At 66.7% G+C, this 16,026-nt stretch carries 16 protein-coding genes; 15 read left to right on the top strand and 1 reads right to left on the bottom strand.

Annotated features, from left to right (window positions below):
- Positions 1 to 35 precede the first annotated feature (35 nt).
- The 3 genes from FHY19_RS11820 to FHY19_RS11810 are packed head-to-tail and all read left to right on the top strand — an operon-like array spanning position 36 to position 4,713.
- A complete protein-coding gene (locus FHY19_RS11820) occupies positions 36 to 1,877 on the top strand; it encodes a glycosyltransferase family 39 protein (protein ID WP_259166259.1) in 1,842 nt (613 codons plus the stop codon).
- An 8-nt stretch (positions 1,878 to 1,885) separates the two neighbouring features.
- Complete coding sequence (locus FHY19_RS11815) at positions 1,886 to 2,881, top strand: glycosyltransferase family 2 protein (RefSeq protein WP_259166258.1); 996 nt, start codon at positions 1,886 to 1,888, stop codon at positions 2,879 to 2,881.
- A complete protein-coding gene (locus FHY19_RS11810; RefSeq protein WP_259166254.1) occupies positions 2,881 to 4,713 on the top strand; it encodes a hypothetical protein in 1,833 nt (610 codons plus the stop codon). The genes FHY19_RS11815 and FHY19_RS11810 overlap by 1 nt, the downstream gene beginning before the upstream one ends.
- Before the next feature lie 146 nt (positions 4,714 to 4,859).
- On the opposite strand, the gene FHY19_RS11805 is transcribed toward FHY19_RS11810, so the two are convergent.
- Positions 4,860 to 5,435 carry a Maf family nucleotide pyrophosphatase gene (locus FHY19_RS11805; protein ID WP_259166253.1) on the bottom strand — a complete coding sequence of 192 codons (576 nt, stop codon included), beginning with the start codon at positions 5,433 to 5,435 and terminating at the stop codon, positions 4,860 to 4,862.
- A 109-nt stretch (positions 5,436 to 5,544) separates the two neighbouring features.
- On the opposite strand from FHY19_RS11805, the gene FHY19_RS11800 reads away from it, so the two are divergent.
- From FHY19_RS11800 to FHY19_RS11745, 12 genes are all read left to right on the top strand, one after another.
- On the top strand, positions 5,545 to 6,054 hold the full coding sequence (locus FHY19_RS11800; RefSeq protein WP_259166382.1) for a YceD family protein: 510 nt from the start codon (positions 5,545 to 5,547) through the stop codon (positions 6,052 to 6,054).
- Positions 6,055 to 6,151: 97 nt separating this feature from the next.
- Positions 6,152 to 6,346: a 50S ribosomal protein L32 gene (rpmF, locus tag FHY19_RS11795; RefSeq protein WP_003483870.1), complete on the top strand. Its 195-nt coding sequence runs from the start codon at positions 6,152 to 6,154 to the stop codon at positions 6,344 to 6,346.
- Between the two features lie 89 nt (positions 6,347 to 6,435).
- Positions 6,436 to 7,413 (top strand): beta-ketoacyl-ACP synthase III, encoded by a 978-nt coding sequence (locus tag FHY19_RS11790; RefSeq protein ID WP_005995227.1) that lies wholly within the window; start codon positions 6,436 to 6,438, stop codon positions 7,411 to 7,413.
- 60 nt (positions 7,414 to 7,473) lie between these two features.
- Complete coding sequence (locus FHY19_RS11785) at positions 7,474 to 8,256, top strand: serine/threonine protein phosphatase (RefSeq protein ID WP_259166252.1); 783 nt, start codon at positions 7,474 to 7,476, stop codon at positions 8,254 to 8,256.
- A 104-nt stretch (positions 8,257 to 8,360) separates the two neighbouring features.
- Positions 8,361 to 9,305 carry an ACP S-malonyltransferase gene (gene fabD, locus FHY19_RS11780; RefSeq protein WP_259166251.1) on the top strand — a complete coding sequence of 315 codons (945 nt, stop codon included), beginning with the start codon at positions 8,361 to 8,363 and terminating at the stop codon, positions 9,303 to 9,305.
- A gap of 82 nt (positions 9,306 to 9,387) precedes the next feature.
- A complete protein-coding gene (gene fabG / locus FHY19_RS11775) occupies positions 9,388 to 10,131 on the top strand; it encodes a 3-oxoacyl-ACP reductase FabG (protein ID WP_259166250.1) in 744 nt (247 codons plus the stop codon).
- A 204-nt stretch (positions 10,132 to 10,335) separates the two neighbouring features.
- Positions 10,336 to 10,575, top strand: coding sequence for an acyl carrier protein (gene acpP, locus FHY19_RS11770; protein WP_002814322.1), 240 nt, complete (start codon positions 10,336 to 10,338; stop codon positions 10,573 to 10,575).
- 141 nt (positions 10,576 to 10,716) lie between these two features.
- Positions 10,717 to 11,952 (top strand): beta-ketoacyl-ACP synthase II, encoded by a 1,236-nt coding sequence (fabF, locus tag FHY19_RS11765; RefSeq protein WP_259166249.1) that lies wholly within the window; start codon positions 10,717 to 10,719, stop codon positions 11,950 to 11,952.
- Positions 11,953 to 12,127: 175 nt separating this feature from the next.
- Positions 12,128 to 13,483, top strand: coding sequence for an aminodeoxychorismate synthase component I (locus FHY19_RS11760; protein ID WP_259166248.1), 1,356 nt, complete (start codon positions 12,128 to 12,130; stop codon positions 13,481 to 13,483).
- A 60-nt stretch (positions 13,484 to 13,543) separates the two neighbouring features.
- Positions 13,544 to 14,617 (top strand): endolytic transglycosylase MltG, encoded by a 1,074-nt coding sequence (gene mltG, locus FHY19_RS11755; RefSeq protein WP_259153096.1) that lies wholly within the window; start codon positions 13,544 to 13,546, stop codon positions 14,615 to 14,617.
- The gene (locus FHY19_RS11750) at positions 14,614 to 15,573 is read left to right on the top strand and encodes a DNA polymerase III subunit delta' (RefSeq protein ID WP_259166247.1); all 960 of its coding nucleotides are present in this window, start codon (positions 14,614 to 14,616) and stop codon (positions 15,571 to 15,573) included. Before mltG ends, FHY19_RS11750 begins: the two co-directional genes overlap by 4 nt.
- A complete protein-coding gene (locus FHY19_RS11745) occupies positions 15,570 to 15,923 on the top strand; it encodes a PilZ domain-containing protein (RefSeq protein ID WP_003483889.1) in 354 nt (117 codons plus the stop codon). The genes FHY19_RS11750 and FHY19_RS11745 overlap by 4 nt, the downstream gene beginning before the upstream one ends.
- The last annotated feature ends 103 nt before the right edge of the window (positions 15,924 to 16,026 follow it).

The raw sequence follows: 16,026 nt of genomic DNA, 5'->3' as shown, positions 1-16,026 counted from the left end.
ACAATTCCGTAGGTGAAAGAAGAGTGCACAGGGCAATGCAGGGGGACCAACGCGCACATCGCACCTTCGTGATCCTGTGGACACTGGCGACGGCCGTCAAGCTGTTGATCGCCGCGCGGTTGCCGCTGTTCGTCGACGAGGCGTTTTACTGGCAGGAAGGCCAGCACCTGGCTGCGGCGTATTCGGATCTGCCGGGTATGACCGCCTGGCTGGCGCGGCTGGGTGTGGAGGCCGGCGGCCACCACCTGTTGGCAATGCGCCTGCCGTTTCTGGCCATCGCCGCGCTGCTGCCGTGGCTGGTTGCGCACATCGCCACGCGCTGGTTCGGCTCCACCCTGGGCTGGCAGGCCGGCAGCCTGACGCTGCTGATGCCGCTGTCGGCCACGCTGGGCATCCTGGCCGTGCCCGACGTGCCGATGGCCCTGGCAGCGGTGCTGTGCATGGACGCTGGCGCACGCCTGCTGCGCGAGGTCGATGCCACCAGCGCGCTGGAGCTGGCGATCGGTCTGGTGATCGGCGCGCTCAGCCATTACCGCTTCGTCGGCGTGATCGGCGTGGGCTGCATCGCGCTGCTGTGCATCCCGCAAGGGCGTGCGGTGCTGCGCGACCCGCGCATCTGGCTGGCGCTGACGGTCGGTGCGGTGAGCTGGCTGCCGCTGCTGTTCTGGAATACTGACCACGACGAGGCCGGGCTGCGCTTTCAACTGGTCGACCGGCATCCGTGGCGGTTCCAGATCGGCGGACTGTGGTTCCTGCTGATCCAGACGGTGGCGGTGACGCCGTTGTTGGCCTGGGCCATGCTCAAGGTGGCCCTGGCCGGCACGCGTTCCGGCGGCGGGTCGCGTGCGCAGTGGCGGTATTTCGGATTGCTGGGCGGCATCTCGACCGTGGCGATTTTCGTGCTCGGCTTCTTCAGCGATGCCGAGCGGATCAGTTTCCACTGGCCGCTGCCTGGCTATCTGGCGTTGCTGGTGGCGGTGCCGGTGATCCTGTTGCGTTGGCCGCTTCCGGTGCGCCGTGCCGCATGGCTGCTTGCGCTGCTCGGCACGCTGGGGGCTTACGGCTACTACCTGGCGGTGTCGGTGCCGTCGATCCGCGCGCATGCGGCCGGCGAAAAATACTACCCGCGCAACTTTGCCGGCTGGAACGATCTGGCGCGCGCGGTCAAACGTCAGCTGGCGCAGATGCCGCCGGGCACGCGGGTGCTGGCAGAGAACTTCAAGGTGGGCGCCGAGCTTGGTTTTCAGTTGCACGATGCGCAGATTGAGGTATTGCGTGCCGACTTGAACGACAAGCACGGGCGCAGCGCGCAGTTGCAGCAATGGGGCCTGCTCAGCGACGGACGCCGCAATGGCCCACGTCTGCTGGTGCTGTCGCCCAGCGATCAGCGTTACCGCGACCTGCTCAAGCGCTATCACGCCATCTGCGACATGGTCGGCCCGTTGCCGCCGCCCACGGTAGTGTCCACCGATCACGGATATCAACGTTTTCTGCTGTTCGCACTGCCGGCGCAACGCGCTCCCGGGCCGTGCATCGCCCCGGCGATGGCCTGGATCGACACGCCGCTGCCGGATGTGCGCGTGTCCGGCCAGATCCAGGTGCGTGGTTGGGCGTTCAAGGACGGTATCGGCCTGGCCGATGTGGAGCTGCTCCTCGATGGCCGTGCGGTCGCGCGAGCCGACTATGGCAGCCCGATGGATGTCCGTCCGTACTGGAAGATCTCCACCGACCCGCAGCATCCCCGCGTCGGCTTCTCCGCCACGCTCGATACGCGCGCGCTGCCATCCGGCACGCATTGGTTGGGCCTGCGCCTGCACGGCCGCGACGGCAGCGTCGAGGACTGGTGGGAGCAGCCTGTCACCGTTTCCGCACCTTAGATCACGCAATGACCGACGCCTTGCCCGTTGCCCATCCCGCACATCTGTCCGGGTTTCGAATCGCCGTGCTGGTGCCATGCCATAACGAGGCGGCGACAGTCGCCGCCGTGGTCGGCGATTTCGCTGCGGCATTGCCCGGTGCGGTGATCCATGTGCTGGACAACAACTCCAGCGACGCCACCGCGTCCAACGCCGTGGCGGCTGGCGCGCAGGTGCGCCGCGTTGCGCTGCAGGGCAAGGGCAATGTGGTGCGGCGTGGATTTGCCGATGTCGAAGCCGACATCTACGTGCTGGTGGATGGCGATGCGACGTACGACGCAGCCGCCGCACCGGCGTTGGTGCGCAAGCTCATCGACGAACGGCTGGATATGGTGGTCGGCGCACGTCGCGATCAACAACAGGCCGCCTACCGGCCAGGGCACCGCCTCGGCAATGTCCTGCTGACGCGCTGCGCGGGGCTGCTGTTCGGGCGCAGTTTCGACGACATGTTGTCCGGGTACCGGGTGTTTTCGCGGCGCTACGTCAAATCCTTCGCGGCGCATGCGCATGGATTCGAGACCGAAACCGAGCTGGCCGTGCATGCCTTGCAGCTGCGCATGCCGGTAGCCGAGGTCGAGACCGCATATGGCGTGCGTCCGGAAGGTTCGCAAAGCAAGTTGAACACCTGGCGCGACGGCTGGCGCATCCTCACCACGATTGCAAAACTGTTCAAGGCCGAGCGGCCGCTGTTGTTCTTCTCGATCGGTTTTGCGCTCAGCGCCGCGTTGTCGATCGTGCTGGCGATCCCGTTGTTCGAGACTTACCTGCAAACCGGCCTGGTACCGCGCTTTCCGACCGCGATCCTGTGCGTTGCGCTGATGCTGCTCGGTTTTCTGTTGCTTGCCTGCGGACTGATTCTGGACACGGTCACGCGTGGACGCGTCGAGGCCAAGCATCTGGCGTATCTGGCCGAGCCGGGCGTAGGCAACCGTGTGGCCGCCTCGCACGACAAGGGAGCGCAGTGATGGCATCGGTGACCAAGGCGACATCGGCGACGCGCCTGCAGCGTTTGTCGCGCTGGGCGGATGGCCGTTTCGGCTTTCATTCGTCGCGCCAGGTCATCGCTGCGGCGATGGCCGTGCTGCTGCTCGGCGCGCTGCTCTCGCTCGGTCTGGGGCAGGACGCCAATTGGGATTTACGCAATTACCATCTCTACATCGGTGGCGCGTGGGCCGACGATCGTCTGGGCGTGGACCTGGCGCCGGCGCAGATGCAGAGTTACTTCAGTCCCCTGCTCGATGTCCTGCATGCCTGGTTGATGCTGCATCTGCCCGGGCCATTGGTCGGGGCGTTATTGGGTGCGCTGCATGCAGTGGTGTTCATGCCGGTGGCCGTCGTGGCGTGGCGTGTCCTGTCCAACGAATCGCGACGTGCGCAGTGGACCCCGCTGTTCGCGGTGGCCGGTATGTGCAGTGCGGTGTTCCTGTCCGAACTGGGCAACACCATGGGCGATACCGCCAGCGCGATCCCGGTACTGGCGTCGCTGGCGATCGTGCTGCTGGCGCAGGCCAACGCGCGGCAAGGACGAGGCGTTGCGTGGGGGTGGGCCATCGCCGGCGCACTGATCGGTCTGGCGATCGCGCTCAAGCTGACCAATGCGCTGTACGCGCTGGCGCTGGCGCCGGCGGTGTTGTGCGACGGTGGGCGCATGCGGTCGCGGATTCTGGGGTTGAGCGTTCTTGCCGGTGTCGCGGTGCTGGTGTTGCTGTTGCTGGCAGGGCACTGGTATTGGCAGGTCTGGCAACACTTTGGCAACCCGCTGTTTCCGCAATTCAACGGCGTGTTCAAGTCGCCGCTGGCTCAGCCGGTGTCGATTGCCGATATCCGCTGGTTGCCGCGCAACATCGGCGAACACCTGATCTGGCCGCTGCTGTTTACGTTCAAGCCGCAACGCGTCGGCGATCTTGGTCTGGTGCAGGCGGGATGGGCGGTGTTGTATGCGGTCGCGCTGATGGCAGCGGGACGCATCGTGCTGCGCCGTCGCGTGCCTTCGACAAGTCGCGATCGCGCAGCGGTGGTCCTGCTGGTGTTCTTCGGCATTGCCTACGCGCTGTGGCAAGCGGTCTTCAGTATCCACCGCTATCTGCTGGTACTGGAGCTGCTTGCGCCATTGGTGCTGTGGGTCGTGTGCCGGCATGCCTTTGCGGTCAATGCGGATCGCAAGGCTGCGTGGTTGATCGGTGTGTGCGCGCTGGTTGCGTTGGTTGGATGGAAGGACTGGGGGCATGAGGCATGGGCGCGCGACAGTTTCCAGGTCGAGCAACCGGCGCTTGCCGATCCTGCTGCATCCACGGTGCTGCTGGTCGGCGACGAGCCGCAGTCCTGGCGAGTGCCGCTGTTGCCGCAGCAGGCGCGTTACATCGGCGTGGCGACCAATCTTTCCGAGACCGATCGGTACCGCGAGCGGGTCAGGGCCTTGATCGCCGAGCGGGCGCAGCTGTACGCGATGTTGGGCGCCACGCGCGACAAGCAGCAATTGCGGATCGATCGCATGAATGGCTGGGCGCAGCAGTTTGGCTGGGACACGCAGCCTCGGTGCACGCGGTTGCGCTGGCTGATCGCCCGCGGCCTGCGTGCGGAGCTTGAAGCAGTGACCCCAGGGCGCTGTGTGCTGCAGGTGCCCAAGGGCAAGGCGCTGGATATCGCCGCTGCAGATCGTGCGGTGCGCGAGTCTGCGCAGCAGCGTCTGGCTGCGTATGGGCTGACCCTGGATCCGTCACGTTGCCGCACCTTGTCCTCGCATGTCGGACAAGCCCAGTACCCATATCAATTCTGCGAACTCGCTCGGCCGGAGTAGCGCAACCGGCCAGTGCTCGTGCAACGGTGAGCGGTGGCGCCATGCCTCACTGGCTGTAAGCCGCGCCGTCGTGACGGTGGGCCTGCAACGTCATGGCGACTGGCGACAAGATTCGCTTGAGCGGCTCTGTGGCCGTCGAGTTGGTCTTACGGAATCGCAAACCCGGCCTGCCGCAACAGCCGCGCCAGCGCGATCAGCGGCAGGCCGACCAGGGCGGTCGGATCTTCCGAGCGGATCGCATCGAACAAGCCGATGCCCAGACCCTCGCACTTGAAGCTGCCGGCGCAATCCAGCGCGGGTTCGGCGGCCAGGTAGCGTTCGATTTCTAGCCGTGTCAGCGGGCGCAGCTGCACCTCGGTCACATCCAGCGCATGCAGGTGGCGGTCGGGGCCGACCAGGCTGACGGCGGTGTGGAAGCGCACCGCGCGCCCGGACATGGCGCTCAGCTGCGCGCGCGCCTGGTCCAGGGTTCCCGGTTTGCCCAGGGCCCGGCCGTCCAGGTCGGCAACCTGGTCCGAGCCGATGACCCAGGCCTCGGGCGCCTGCGCGGCCACTGCGGCGGCCTTTTCGGCAGCCAGGCGGCTGGCCAGCGCGCCCGGCGCTTCGCCCGGCAGCGCCTGCTCGTCGACCTCCGGGCGGGCGGTGGTGAAGTCCAGCCGCAGGCGGCCGAGCAGCTCGCGCCGATAGACGGAGGTGGAGGCAAGGATCAGGCGTGGCATCATGAACGTCGAAAGAGGCGGGCAGGGGAGTCTGCCAGCCCGCGCGTCGTGCGGCACATGTGAATGGGTGCATTTGACATGGCTACTGCGGGTCTTTAACATTCTGCGGCTTATGTCCGCGAACGTACCCGAAATGCTGGATGCTTGGCGGATGGTCGCAGCGCGCAGGCGCTTCGATGGCCGCATCCCGCTCTCTGCGATGACCCGTTTGCAGGGAAGTCTGGTCGATACCGAGGGCGAATGCGTCTATTCGCTCCAGTTCGATCAGGACGTCCTGCTCAAGGTCGCCTATGTCGAACTCAGCATCGATGTCGAGCTGCCGCTGGCCTGCCAGCGCACCTTGCAGCGTTTTCTGTATCCGGTGCAGATCAGGCAGCGTCTTGGTCTGATCCGCGACGAGGACGAAGAGGCGGCGTTGCCGCCCGATTACGAAGCCTTGCTGGTGCCCGACGACGGCATGCTGCGGGCGACGGATCTGGTGGAGGACGAACTGGTGCTGTCGGTGCCGGTGGTGCCGATGGCGCCCGGCAGCGAAGCCATCGAGGCCGAGTGGGTGCCGAGCCAGGAAGAGCAAGACAAGGCCAGTCCGTTCGCGGCGCTGGCAGCGTTGAAGAAACAGTAACCGCCGCTGTTAAGGGCGGAAAGACAGGTCGACGCGGGCGTAGAGCGTGCTGTTCGACTCAACAGACAAGTTATCGAACTAAAGTTGGAGCAATCCCATGGCTGTGCAGAAATCCCGTGTCACCCCGTCCCGTCGCGGCCAGCGTCGTTCGCACGATGCCCTCACCGCCAAGCAGCTGTCGACCGATCCGACCAGTGGCGAGATCCATCTGCGCCACCACATCACCGCTGACGGTTACTACCGTGGCAAGAAGGTGATCGCGACCAAGTCGTCGGCCGTCCAAGAAGATTGATCCGTGGCACCCGCCGCAGTTTTGCCGGCGGGTGACCCTCGATACTTCCGGAGCCGCCCATCACCGCGGCTCTTGCACCAGGAAACAGCATGAGCAAGCGGATCTATTCCAGAATCGCGGGCACGGGTAGCTATTTGCCCGAAAAGGTGTTGACCAACGACGACATGTCCAAGATCGTCGACACCAGCGATGAATGGATCTTCTCGCGCACTGGTATCCGTGAACGTCACATCGTCGCCGACGACCAGACCACCAGCGATCTGGCGTATTTCGCTTCGCTGAAGGCGATGGAAGCGGCTGGCGTCACCGCCGACGAGATCGACCTGATCGTCATCGGCACCACCACGCCTGATCTGATCTTCCCGTCCACCGCCTGCCTGCTGCAAGCGCGGCTGGGCAACGTCGGGTGCGGTGCGATGGACGTCAATGCCGCCTGCTCGGGCTTTGTCTACGCGCTCAGCGTGGCCGACAAGTTCGTGCGCAGCGGCGATGCCAAGACCGTGCTGGTGGTGGGTGCGGAAACGCTGACCCGCATCGTCGACTGGACCGACCGCACCACCTGCGTGCTGTTCGGCGACGGTGCCGGCGCGGTGATCCTCAAGGCCGACGAAGAGACCGGCATCCTCAGCACCCATCTGCATGCCGACGGCAGCAAGAAAGAGCTGCTGTGGGATCCGGTGGGCGTGTCGGTGGGCTTCGGCGAAGGCAAGAACGGTGGCGGCGCGTTGCTGATGAAGGGCAACGACGTGTTCAAGTACGCCGTCAAGGCGCTGGATTCGGTGGTCGACGAGACCCTGGCCGCCAATGGCTACGACAAGCACGACCTGGACTGGCTGATCCCTCACCAGGCCAACCTGCGCATCATCGAAGCCACCGCCAAGCGGCTGGATCTGCCGATGGAACAGGTGGTGGTCACCGTGGACCGCCACGGCAATACCTCCTCGGCCTCGGTGCCGCTGGCGCTGGACGAAGCGGTTCGCTCCGGCCGCGTGCAGCGCGGTCAATTGCTGCTGCTGGAAGCATTCGGCGGCGGATTTACCTGGGGCTCGGCGCTGCTGCGCTATTGAGTCCCACAGGCGCCGCCGCGTCCGCCGGCGGCGCCTGACAGCGTCAGGGACGGACCCGTCATGGCAGAACCCATCGTCATCGCCGGACAGCGCGTCTGGCTGAAGCAGTACCGCCGCGACAGCCGGGCGGTCTCGCTCGGAGCACTCAACTTCGTCGCCCGCCGCTGGGGCCTGCACGCCTTGCGTCCACCGCCGCACCGTGGCGGCGATGCTGCGCGCGATCTGGAAGCGCGCCGGCTCGGCGAACTGCAGGCGCAAGCGGTCAATGTGCCGCGCGTGGTCGGTTGCGGGCAGGCGGCCTTGGTCCTCAGCGACAACGGCCGCTCCTTTGCCAGCTGCCTGCGCGAGGCCGACGCGCCCGAGCGCGACCGGCTGATCGCGCTGGCGGTGGCGGCCATTGCCGATGCCCATCGCGATGGCGCGTATTTCGGCCAGCCGCTTCCGCGCAACATGACCTTCGACGGGCAGGCGGTCGGCTTCATCGATTTCGAAGAAGACCCGCTGGAAGTGATGGACCTGGCGCAGGCGCAGGCGCGCGACTGGCTGGTGTTCGGCTACTGCGTGGCCAAGTACTATCGCGGCCGCCGCGAGGTGCTGCAGCGGTTGATGACGGGCGCCTTCGATGCGGCCGGCCCGGCGGTGGCGGCGCATGCGCACGTGGTGACCGGGCGACTGCAGCGGTTTGCGCAGCTCACCGGTCGCCTGGGCCGCTCTGCGGGGGCGCTGGCGCGCGCCATCCTGGCCATCCACGCGGCGACCTCGCTCGGCGTCTTGCTGGTACTGGTGATGTGCGTGGACTGGCTGGCCGATGGCGAAATGGATCTGCTCAACGCCTTGCTGTAAGTGTGCCGGCGGTCGCGCCGGACGGGCCTTGCATACGCGGCAGTACAGACGCCGGGGCGATTTCGCACGTATCATCCCGGCTCGATTTTTGCAGGCAGCAACGCGTGACCGAAACCACTCTCGCCTTCGTCTTTCCCGGTCAGGGCTCGCAGTCCTTAGGCATGCTGGCCGAGCTGTCCGAGCTGCATCCGCAGATCCGCGAAACCTTCGCCGAAGCCTCCGAGGGCGCCGGTGTCGACCTCTGGGCGCTGTCCCAGGGTGGCCCGGAAGAGATGCTCAACCGCACCGAATACACCCAGCCGGCCCTGCTGGCCGCGGGCGTGGCGGTGTGGCGGCTGTGGAATGCGCAGCGCGGTGCGCGTCCGGCCTTGCTGGCCGGGCACAGCCTGGGCGAATACACCGCGCTGGTGGCCTCCGGTGCCTTGTCGCTGCACGACGGCGCGCACCTGGTGCGCCTGCGCGGGCAGTTCATGCAGGCCGCCGCGCCGGCCGGTGTCGGTGCGATGGCCGCGGTGCTGGGCGCCGAAGATGCCTTGGTGCTGGAGGTCTGCGCCGAGGCGGCAGGCAGCCAGGTGGTGGTGCCGGCCAATTTCAATTCGCCCGGCCAGATCGTGATCGGCGGCGATGCGGCGGCGGTGGACCGTGCGCTGGCCTTGCTGGCCGAGCGCGGCGTGCGCAAGGCGGTCAAGCTGGCGGTGAGCGTGCCTTCGCACACGCCGTTGATGCGCGATGCCGCCAATCAGCTCGCCGAAGCGATGGCCGGGTTGAGCTGGCAGACGCCGCAGATTCCGGTGGTGCAGAACGTCGATGCACGCGTGCATACCGGCAGCGAGGCGATTCGCCAGGCGCTGGCCGAGCAGCTGTACCTGCCGGTGCAATGGACCGGTTGCGTGCAGGCGCTGGCAGCCCAGGGCATCACCCGGATCGCCGAATGCGGCCCGGGCAAGGTGCTGAGCGGGCTGATCAAGCGCATCGACAAAAGCCTGGACGCCCGCCCGCTGGCCACGCCTGCCGATTACGCCGGCGCGCTCGAGGCGTGGACGCACTGATTCGACGCACCTGCCGGTCCTGCCGGCATCCCTCACCGTTCGCGGCTGCGGTCGCGCGCTTTCCACTCGAGGAACAGCATTCATGAGCAAGCCTCTGCAGGGCGAGATCGCCCTCGTCACCGGTGCCAGTCGCGGCATCGGCGCGGCCATCGCCGCTACGCTGGCCGCCCAGGGCGCCACCGTGATCGGCACCGCGACCTCGGCCTCCGGCGCCGCGGCGATCGGCGAGCGCCTGGCTGCCGACGGCGGCCACGGCCGTGAGCTCAATGTCACCGACGCTGCGGCGGTCGATGGGCTGATCGATGCGATCGGCAAGCAGTTCGGCGCGATCTCGATCCTGGTCAACAACGCCGGCATCACTCGCGACAACCTGTTGATGCGGATGAAGGACGACGACTGGCAGGCGATCATCGACACCAATCTGACCAGCGTGTTCCGCACCTCCAAGGCGGTGATGCGCGGCATGATGAAGGCGCGCAAGGGCCGTATCGTCAACATCGCTTCGGTGGTGGGCGTGACCGGCAACCCCGGCCAGACCAACTATGCCGCGGCCAAGGCCGGCATCATCGCGTTCTCCAAGTCGCTGGCCAAGGAAATCGGCTCGCGCGGGGTTACGGTGAATGTGGTGGCGCCCGGTTTCATCGACACCGACATGACCAAGGCACTGCCGGAGGAGGCCAGAGCCGCCTTGCTGCAGCAGATCGCGCTCGGTCATCTGGGCGCGCCGGAGGACATCGCCAACGCGGTGGCCTTCCTGGCCGGCCCGACTGCCCGCTACATCACTGGCGAGACCCTGCACGTCAACGGTGGCATGTACATGCCGTGAGCGTGCGCCGCCGGGAGGCGCTAAGTGGCTGATCGGCCGGGACTTGTGATGCAATGCAAGGCTCGGGCGCTTCCACTACACTATCCAACGCGGCCATCGCAGCGGCGATGGCGTTTTGTGAGTCCCTCACAGGAGCACCGCACATCCATGTGCGGGGATCCTAAAACTCGAACCACCACTACTCCATCTGGAGCGATATCCCCAATGAGCACCATCGAAGAACGCGTCAAGAAAATCGTCGTCGAACAACTCGGCGTCAAGGAAGAGGAAGTCACCACCAGCGCATCGTTCGTCGATGACCTGGGTGCCGACTCGCTGGACACCGTCGAGCTGGTGATGGCGCTGGAAGAAGAGTTCGAGTGCGAGATCCCGGACGAAGAGGCCGAGAAGATCACCTCGGTCCAGCAGGCGATCGACTACGTCAAGGCTCACGTCAAGAGCTGATGCGTTGTTCCTGATGGCGGCGGCGTGCGTCATGCCGCTGCTGCGTCAGACATTCCATGGGGCCGCTGATGCGGCCCTGTGTTTTTCAAGCGTCACCCGCAAACCGCAAGCACCGTCCGTTCCGTGGTGAGGAGATCTGCAATGAGTCGTCGTGTTGTCGTTACCGGCATGGGCATGGTGTCGCCGCTGGGCAATGATCTGGCCAGCAGCTGGGATGGGATCATCCACGGGCGCTCAGGCATTGGCCCGATCACGCAGATCGATGCCTCGCAGTTCACCACCAAGATCGCCGGCGAAATCAAGAATTTCGACCCCACGCTTTTTGTGTCCGCCAAGGACGTCAAGAAGATGGATTCGTTCATCCACTACGGTGTCGGTGCCTCGTTCATGGCGCTGGATGACTCCGGCCTGGAGATCGACGAAAGCAATGCCGAACGCATTGGTGCCATCCTCGGCTCCGGCATCGGCGGGCTGCTCGGCATTGAAGAGCAGACCATCAAATTCCATGAGGGCGGCGCGCGCAAGATTTCGCCGTTCTACGTGCCCAGCACCATCATCAACATGCTGCCGGGCCAGGTGAGCCTGATCAAAGGCCTGAAGGGACCGACGTTCTCGGCAGTGTCCGCCTGCGCCACCTCCAATCACTCGATCGGCACGGCGATGCGCATGATCCAGTACGGCGATGCCGACGTGATGCTGGCCGGCGGCGCCGAGCGCGGTTCCTCGCCGAGCTCGGTCGGCGGTTTCTGTGCAATGAAGGCGATGTCCACCCGTAACGACGACCCCACCGCTGCATCGCGTCCCTGGGACAAGCAGCGCGACGGCTTCGTGCTGGGCGACGGCGCCGGCGTGCTGGTGCTGGAAGAGTACGAACACGCCAAGGCGCGTGGCGCGCGCATCTATGCCGAGCTGGTCGGCTTCGGCGCCAGCTCCGATGCGTTCCACATGACTGCGCCGAGCGAAGACGGCGAAGGCGCGGCGCGCAGCATGGTCGCGGCCATGCGCGATGCCAAGCTCAACCCCGAACAGATCGGTTACCTCAACGCGCACGGCACTTCCACGCCGCTGGGCGATCTGGCCGAAACGCTGGCGATGAAGCGCGCGCTGGGCGAGCATGCCTACAAGACCATGGTCAGCTCGACCAAGTCGATGACCGGCCACCTGCTCGGCGCTGCCGGCGGTGTGGAAGCGATCTTCTCGGTGATGGCGCTGCACACCGGCATCATCCCGCCGACGATCAACCTGGAAGAAGCCAGTGAAGGCTGCGACCTGGATTACGTGCCCAACGTGGCGCGCGAGGTCCAGGTGGATGCGGTGATGTCCAATGGCTTCGGCTTCGGCGGCACCAACGGCACGCTGGTGTTCAAGCGCGTCTGAGCCGGCGCGTCTGCGCTGTCGCATGGCGCATCATGCAACAGTCCCTGGCCGCCGCATGCGCTGCGTGCGTGCGGCCAGTGGACGGTGTCGGTTCGACATATCCCTGATCCAGTCATTGCGCGCGCTGCCTTTCTCAGGGGCGGCGCGCTTTCGTATCCCACGCCACCCCGGACCGATGACGCTCACCCGATCACTGCACGCGGACATCGACTTGCTGGCGCTGCACCGGCTGGCGCCGCAGCGCTATCCGGCGCTGCTGGAATCCACCGCCTCCGGCACCGAGCATGGGCGCTGGGACGTGCTGTTGCTGGCAGACGGCGCCAGCCTGCGGCTGGATCCGGACGGGCGCACGCGCGATGGCGATGGGCGGGTGATCGACAGCAATTTCCTGGACGCGCTGGACGCCGCCTGGCAGGCCGAACGGGTGCCGCGCGATGCGAGCAGCGTATGGCCGTTTCGTGGCGGTTGGGCGGTGTTGCTGGATTACGAACTGGCCGCGCAGGTCGAACCAATCCTGCAGCTGCCTGTGCGCACCGACCGCCTGCCGAGCGCGCTGGCCCTGCGTGCGCCGGCGGCGGTGTTGCGTGACCGCGTGGAAGGGCGCTGCATCGCGCTGGCCGAACCGGGTCGCGACGATCTGCTGGCCCGTATCGTCGACGACATCGGCGCTTGCGCCGCGCTGCCGCCGTTGCCGGCCTGGGCGGGGCCGGAGGCAGTGGAGGAAGACGCACCCGGGCGCTTTACCGATGCGGTGCAGCGGGTGCTCGATTACCTGCATGCCGGCGATGTGTTCCAGGCCAATATCTCGCGGGCCTGGAATGCACGGTTTGCCGCTGCGGTGGATCCGGCGGCGCTGCATGCCCGGTTGCGCTCGGCCAACCCGGCGCCGTTCGCCGGTGTGTTCGTGGCGGCCGGTCGCGCGGTGGTGAGTTCATCGCCCGAGCGGCTGGTGTCGGTGCAGGGCGATGTGGTGCAGACGCGTCCGATCGCCGGCACCCGTGCGCGCTTTGCCGGCGACGACGACGCGGCACGCATCCGCGAATTGGTCGGCCACCCGAAAGAACGCGCCGAGCACGTCATGCTGATCGACCTGGAACGCAACGACCTGGGCCGGATCTGCGCGCCGGGCACGGTGGAGGTGGATGAGCTGATGGCGGTGGAAAGCTATGCGCACGTGCACCACATCGTCAGCAACGTACGCGGTCGCCTGCGTGCCGGCGTCACCCCGGGCGAGGTGATTGCGGCGGTGTTCCCGGGCGGCACCATCACCGGTTGCCCGAAGGTGCGCTGCATGCAGATCATCGCCGAGCTGGAGCAGACCGCGCGGGGCGCCTACACCGGCGCGTTCGGTTGGCTCAATCGCGATGGCGACATGGACCTGAACATCCTGATCCGCACCGCCGAGGTGGCCGGCAACCAGGTCTGCTTCCGCACCGGGGCCGGCATCGTGGTGGACTCGGACCCGCAACGCGAGCTGGACGAAACCCGCGCCAAGGCGCGTGGCGTGCTGCGCGCGATCGAGCGGACATGAGCGCTTCAACGGGACATCACCGGTGCGCGGTATCCTGCGCGGCGATGGAGCAATGACGAGGTGGGTGTGGCGGTGACTGGCAAACGCGGATGTCTGGCCGTGCTGGGCACGGCATTGCTGCTTGCAGCGCTACTGGCGATTGCCGCTCTGGTGGCATGGCGGCATTACCTGCACTTCGCGCAGACGCCGGTGAGCGCCACCGCGCCCAGCGTGGTGATTGCGCCCGGCGATTCGCTCAAGGCCACCTTGCGCAAATTGCGCGAGGCCGGCATTGCGCAGGGCACCGATCTGGAATGGCAGCTGCTGGCGCGTCAGGTCGATGCGGCCGGCAAACTCAAGGTGGGCGAATACGCACTGGCGCCGGCCCTGTCGCCGCGCGAATTGCTCGGCCGCATGCGCCAGGGGCGGGTGATCCAGTACCGCTTCACCATCGTGGAAGGTTGGAATTTCCGTCAGCTGCGTGCCGCACTGGCGACCGCCACGCCGTTGCAGCAGACCCTGGGCACACTGGATGACGCCGCGCTGATGGCGCGGCTGGGGGTTGCCAACCAGCATCCGGAAGGCCGCTTCCTGCCGGAGACTTATCTGTATCAACGCGGCGACAGCGATCTGGATGTGCTCAAGCGCGCCCACGCGGCAATGGACAAGGCACTGGCGCAGGCCTGGGAGCAGCGCGCGCCCAACGTGCCGCTGACCTCGCCGGAGCAGGCGCTGATCCTGGCCTCCATCATCGAAAAGGAAACCGCGCTGGGCAGCGAGCGGCCGTTGATCGCCGGGGTGTTCCTGCGTCGTCTGCAGCTGGGCATGAAGCTGCAAACCGACCCCACCGTGATCTACGGCATCGGCAGCAGTTACGACGGCAACATCCGCCGCCGCGACCTGACCACCGATACGCCCTACAACACCTATACCCGCACCGGCCTGACACCGACGCCGATCGCCATGCCCGGCCGCGAGGCGCTGCTGGCAGCGGTGCGCCCGGCCCCCGGCGATGCGCTGTACTTCGTGGCGGTGGGCGACGGCACCGGCGCCCACGCCTTCTCGGCCACCTTGGCCGAACACAACGCTGCGGTGGCGCGTTATCTGCAGCGTCGCCGCGAGCCGACCCTGCCGCAGAAGGAGCCCACGCCATGACCGCCGCGTTTTCGCCCTGGCAGCAGCGCGCCTTCGACCAGACCGTGGCGGCGCTGGATGCCGGCCGGCTCGGACACGGGCTGCTGATCTGCGGCCCGGAAGGGCTGGGCAAGCGCGAAGTCGCGCTGGCCCTGGCCGAGCACGTGCTGGCCAGCTCGCCGGACCCGGCGCTGGCGCAGCGCACCCGGCAATTGATCGCCGCCGGTACCCATCCGGACCTGCAGCTGATTTCGTTCATTCCCAATCGCACCGGCGACAAGCTGCGGACGGAGATCGTCATCGAACAGGTGCGCGAGATTTCGCAGAAGCTGTCGCTGACGCCGCAGTACGGCATCGCCCAGGTGGTGATCGTCGACCCGGCCGATGCGATCAATCGCGCGGCCTGCAATGCCTTGCTCAAGACCCTGGAAGAACCCTCGCCGGGGCGCTACCTGTGGTTGATCAGTGCGCAGCCGGCGCGGTTGCCTGCCACCATCCGCAGCCGCTGCCAGCGTCTGGAATTCAAGCTGCCGCCTGCGCACGAAGCGCTGGCCTGGCTGCTGGCGCAAGGCGTCAGCGAGCGCGCCGCGCAGGACGCACTGGAGGCTGCGCGCGGCCATCCCGGTCTTGCCGCGCAGTGGTTGCGCGAGGATGGCCTGGCGGTACGTCGCGCAGTGGCGCAGGACCTGGAGCAGATCGCCAGCGGCCGCGTTGGTGCGGTGGAGATTGCGCAGCGCTGGACCAACGACGGTCAGGCCGATCAGCGTTTGCGGCATGCGGCCGACCTGGCGTTGGCACAGGCCTCGGCCGGCTTGACCGATCCGTCGCGGTTGCACAAGCTGGCGACCTGGTTCGACGCCGCCAATCGCACGCGCGATCTGCTGCGCACCACCGTCCGCGCCGACCTGGCAGTGACGGAATTGCTGCTGGCCTGGCGCGAAGGAGAGCGCCAGCCACGTTCTAGGGGAACTCGATGAGTGCAATGAATGCACGCCAAGGCATTTTGTCGCTGGCGTTGAAAGACAAGCCGGCGCTCTACAGCGCCTACATGCCGTTCGTCAAAGGTGGCGGCATCTTCGTGCCCACCCCCAAGCGCTACATGCTGGGCGACGAAGTCTTCCTGCTGCTGACCCTGCCCGATTCCAGCGAACGCCTGCCGGTGGCAGGCAAGGTGATCTGGACCACGCCTGCGGGCGCGCAGGGCAACCGCGCCGCCGGCATCGGCGTGCAGTTTCCGGATGGCCCCGAAGGCGAGGCGGTGCGCAACAAGATCGAAACCCTGCTGGCCGGCCTGACCACTTCGGACAAGCCCACCCATACGATGTGACCCGGGGCCGTGGGCGCGGCCAATCCGGCATGCTGTGGATGCGCTGCAGTGCGGGCGAACCCATTGCAGACGCGCGCGCAGCAAGGACGATATGGCTGCGGCG

Source organism: Xanthomonas sp. 4461 (assembly GCF_024806475.1).
Lineage (GTDB): Bacteria > Pseudomonadota > Gammaproteobacteria > Xanthomonadales > Xanthomonadaceae > Xanthomonas > Xanthomonas arboricola_F.
The sequence above is the reverse complement of the archived record's forward strand: the minus strand, read 5'-3'. Positions and strand labels throughout refer to the sequence as shown.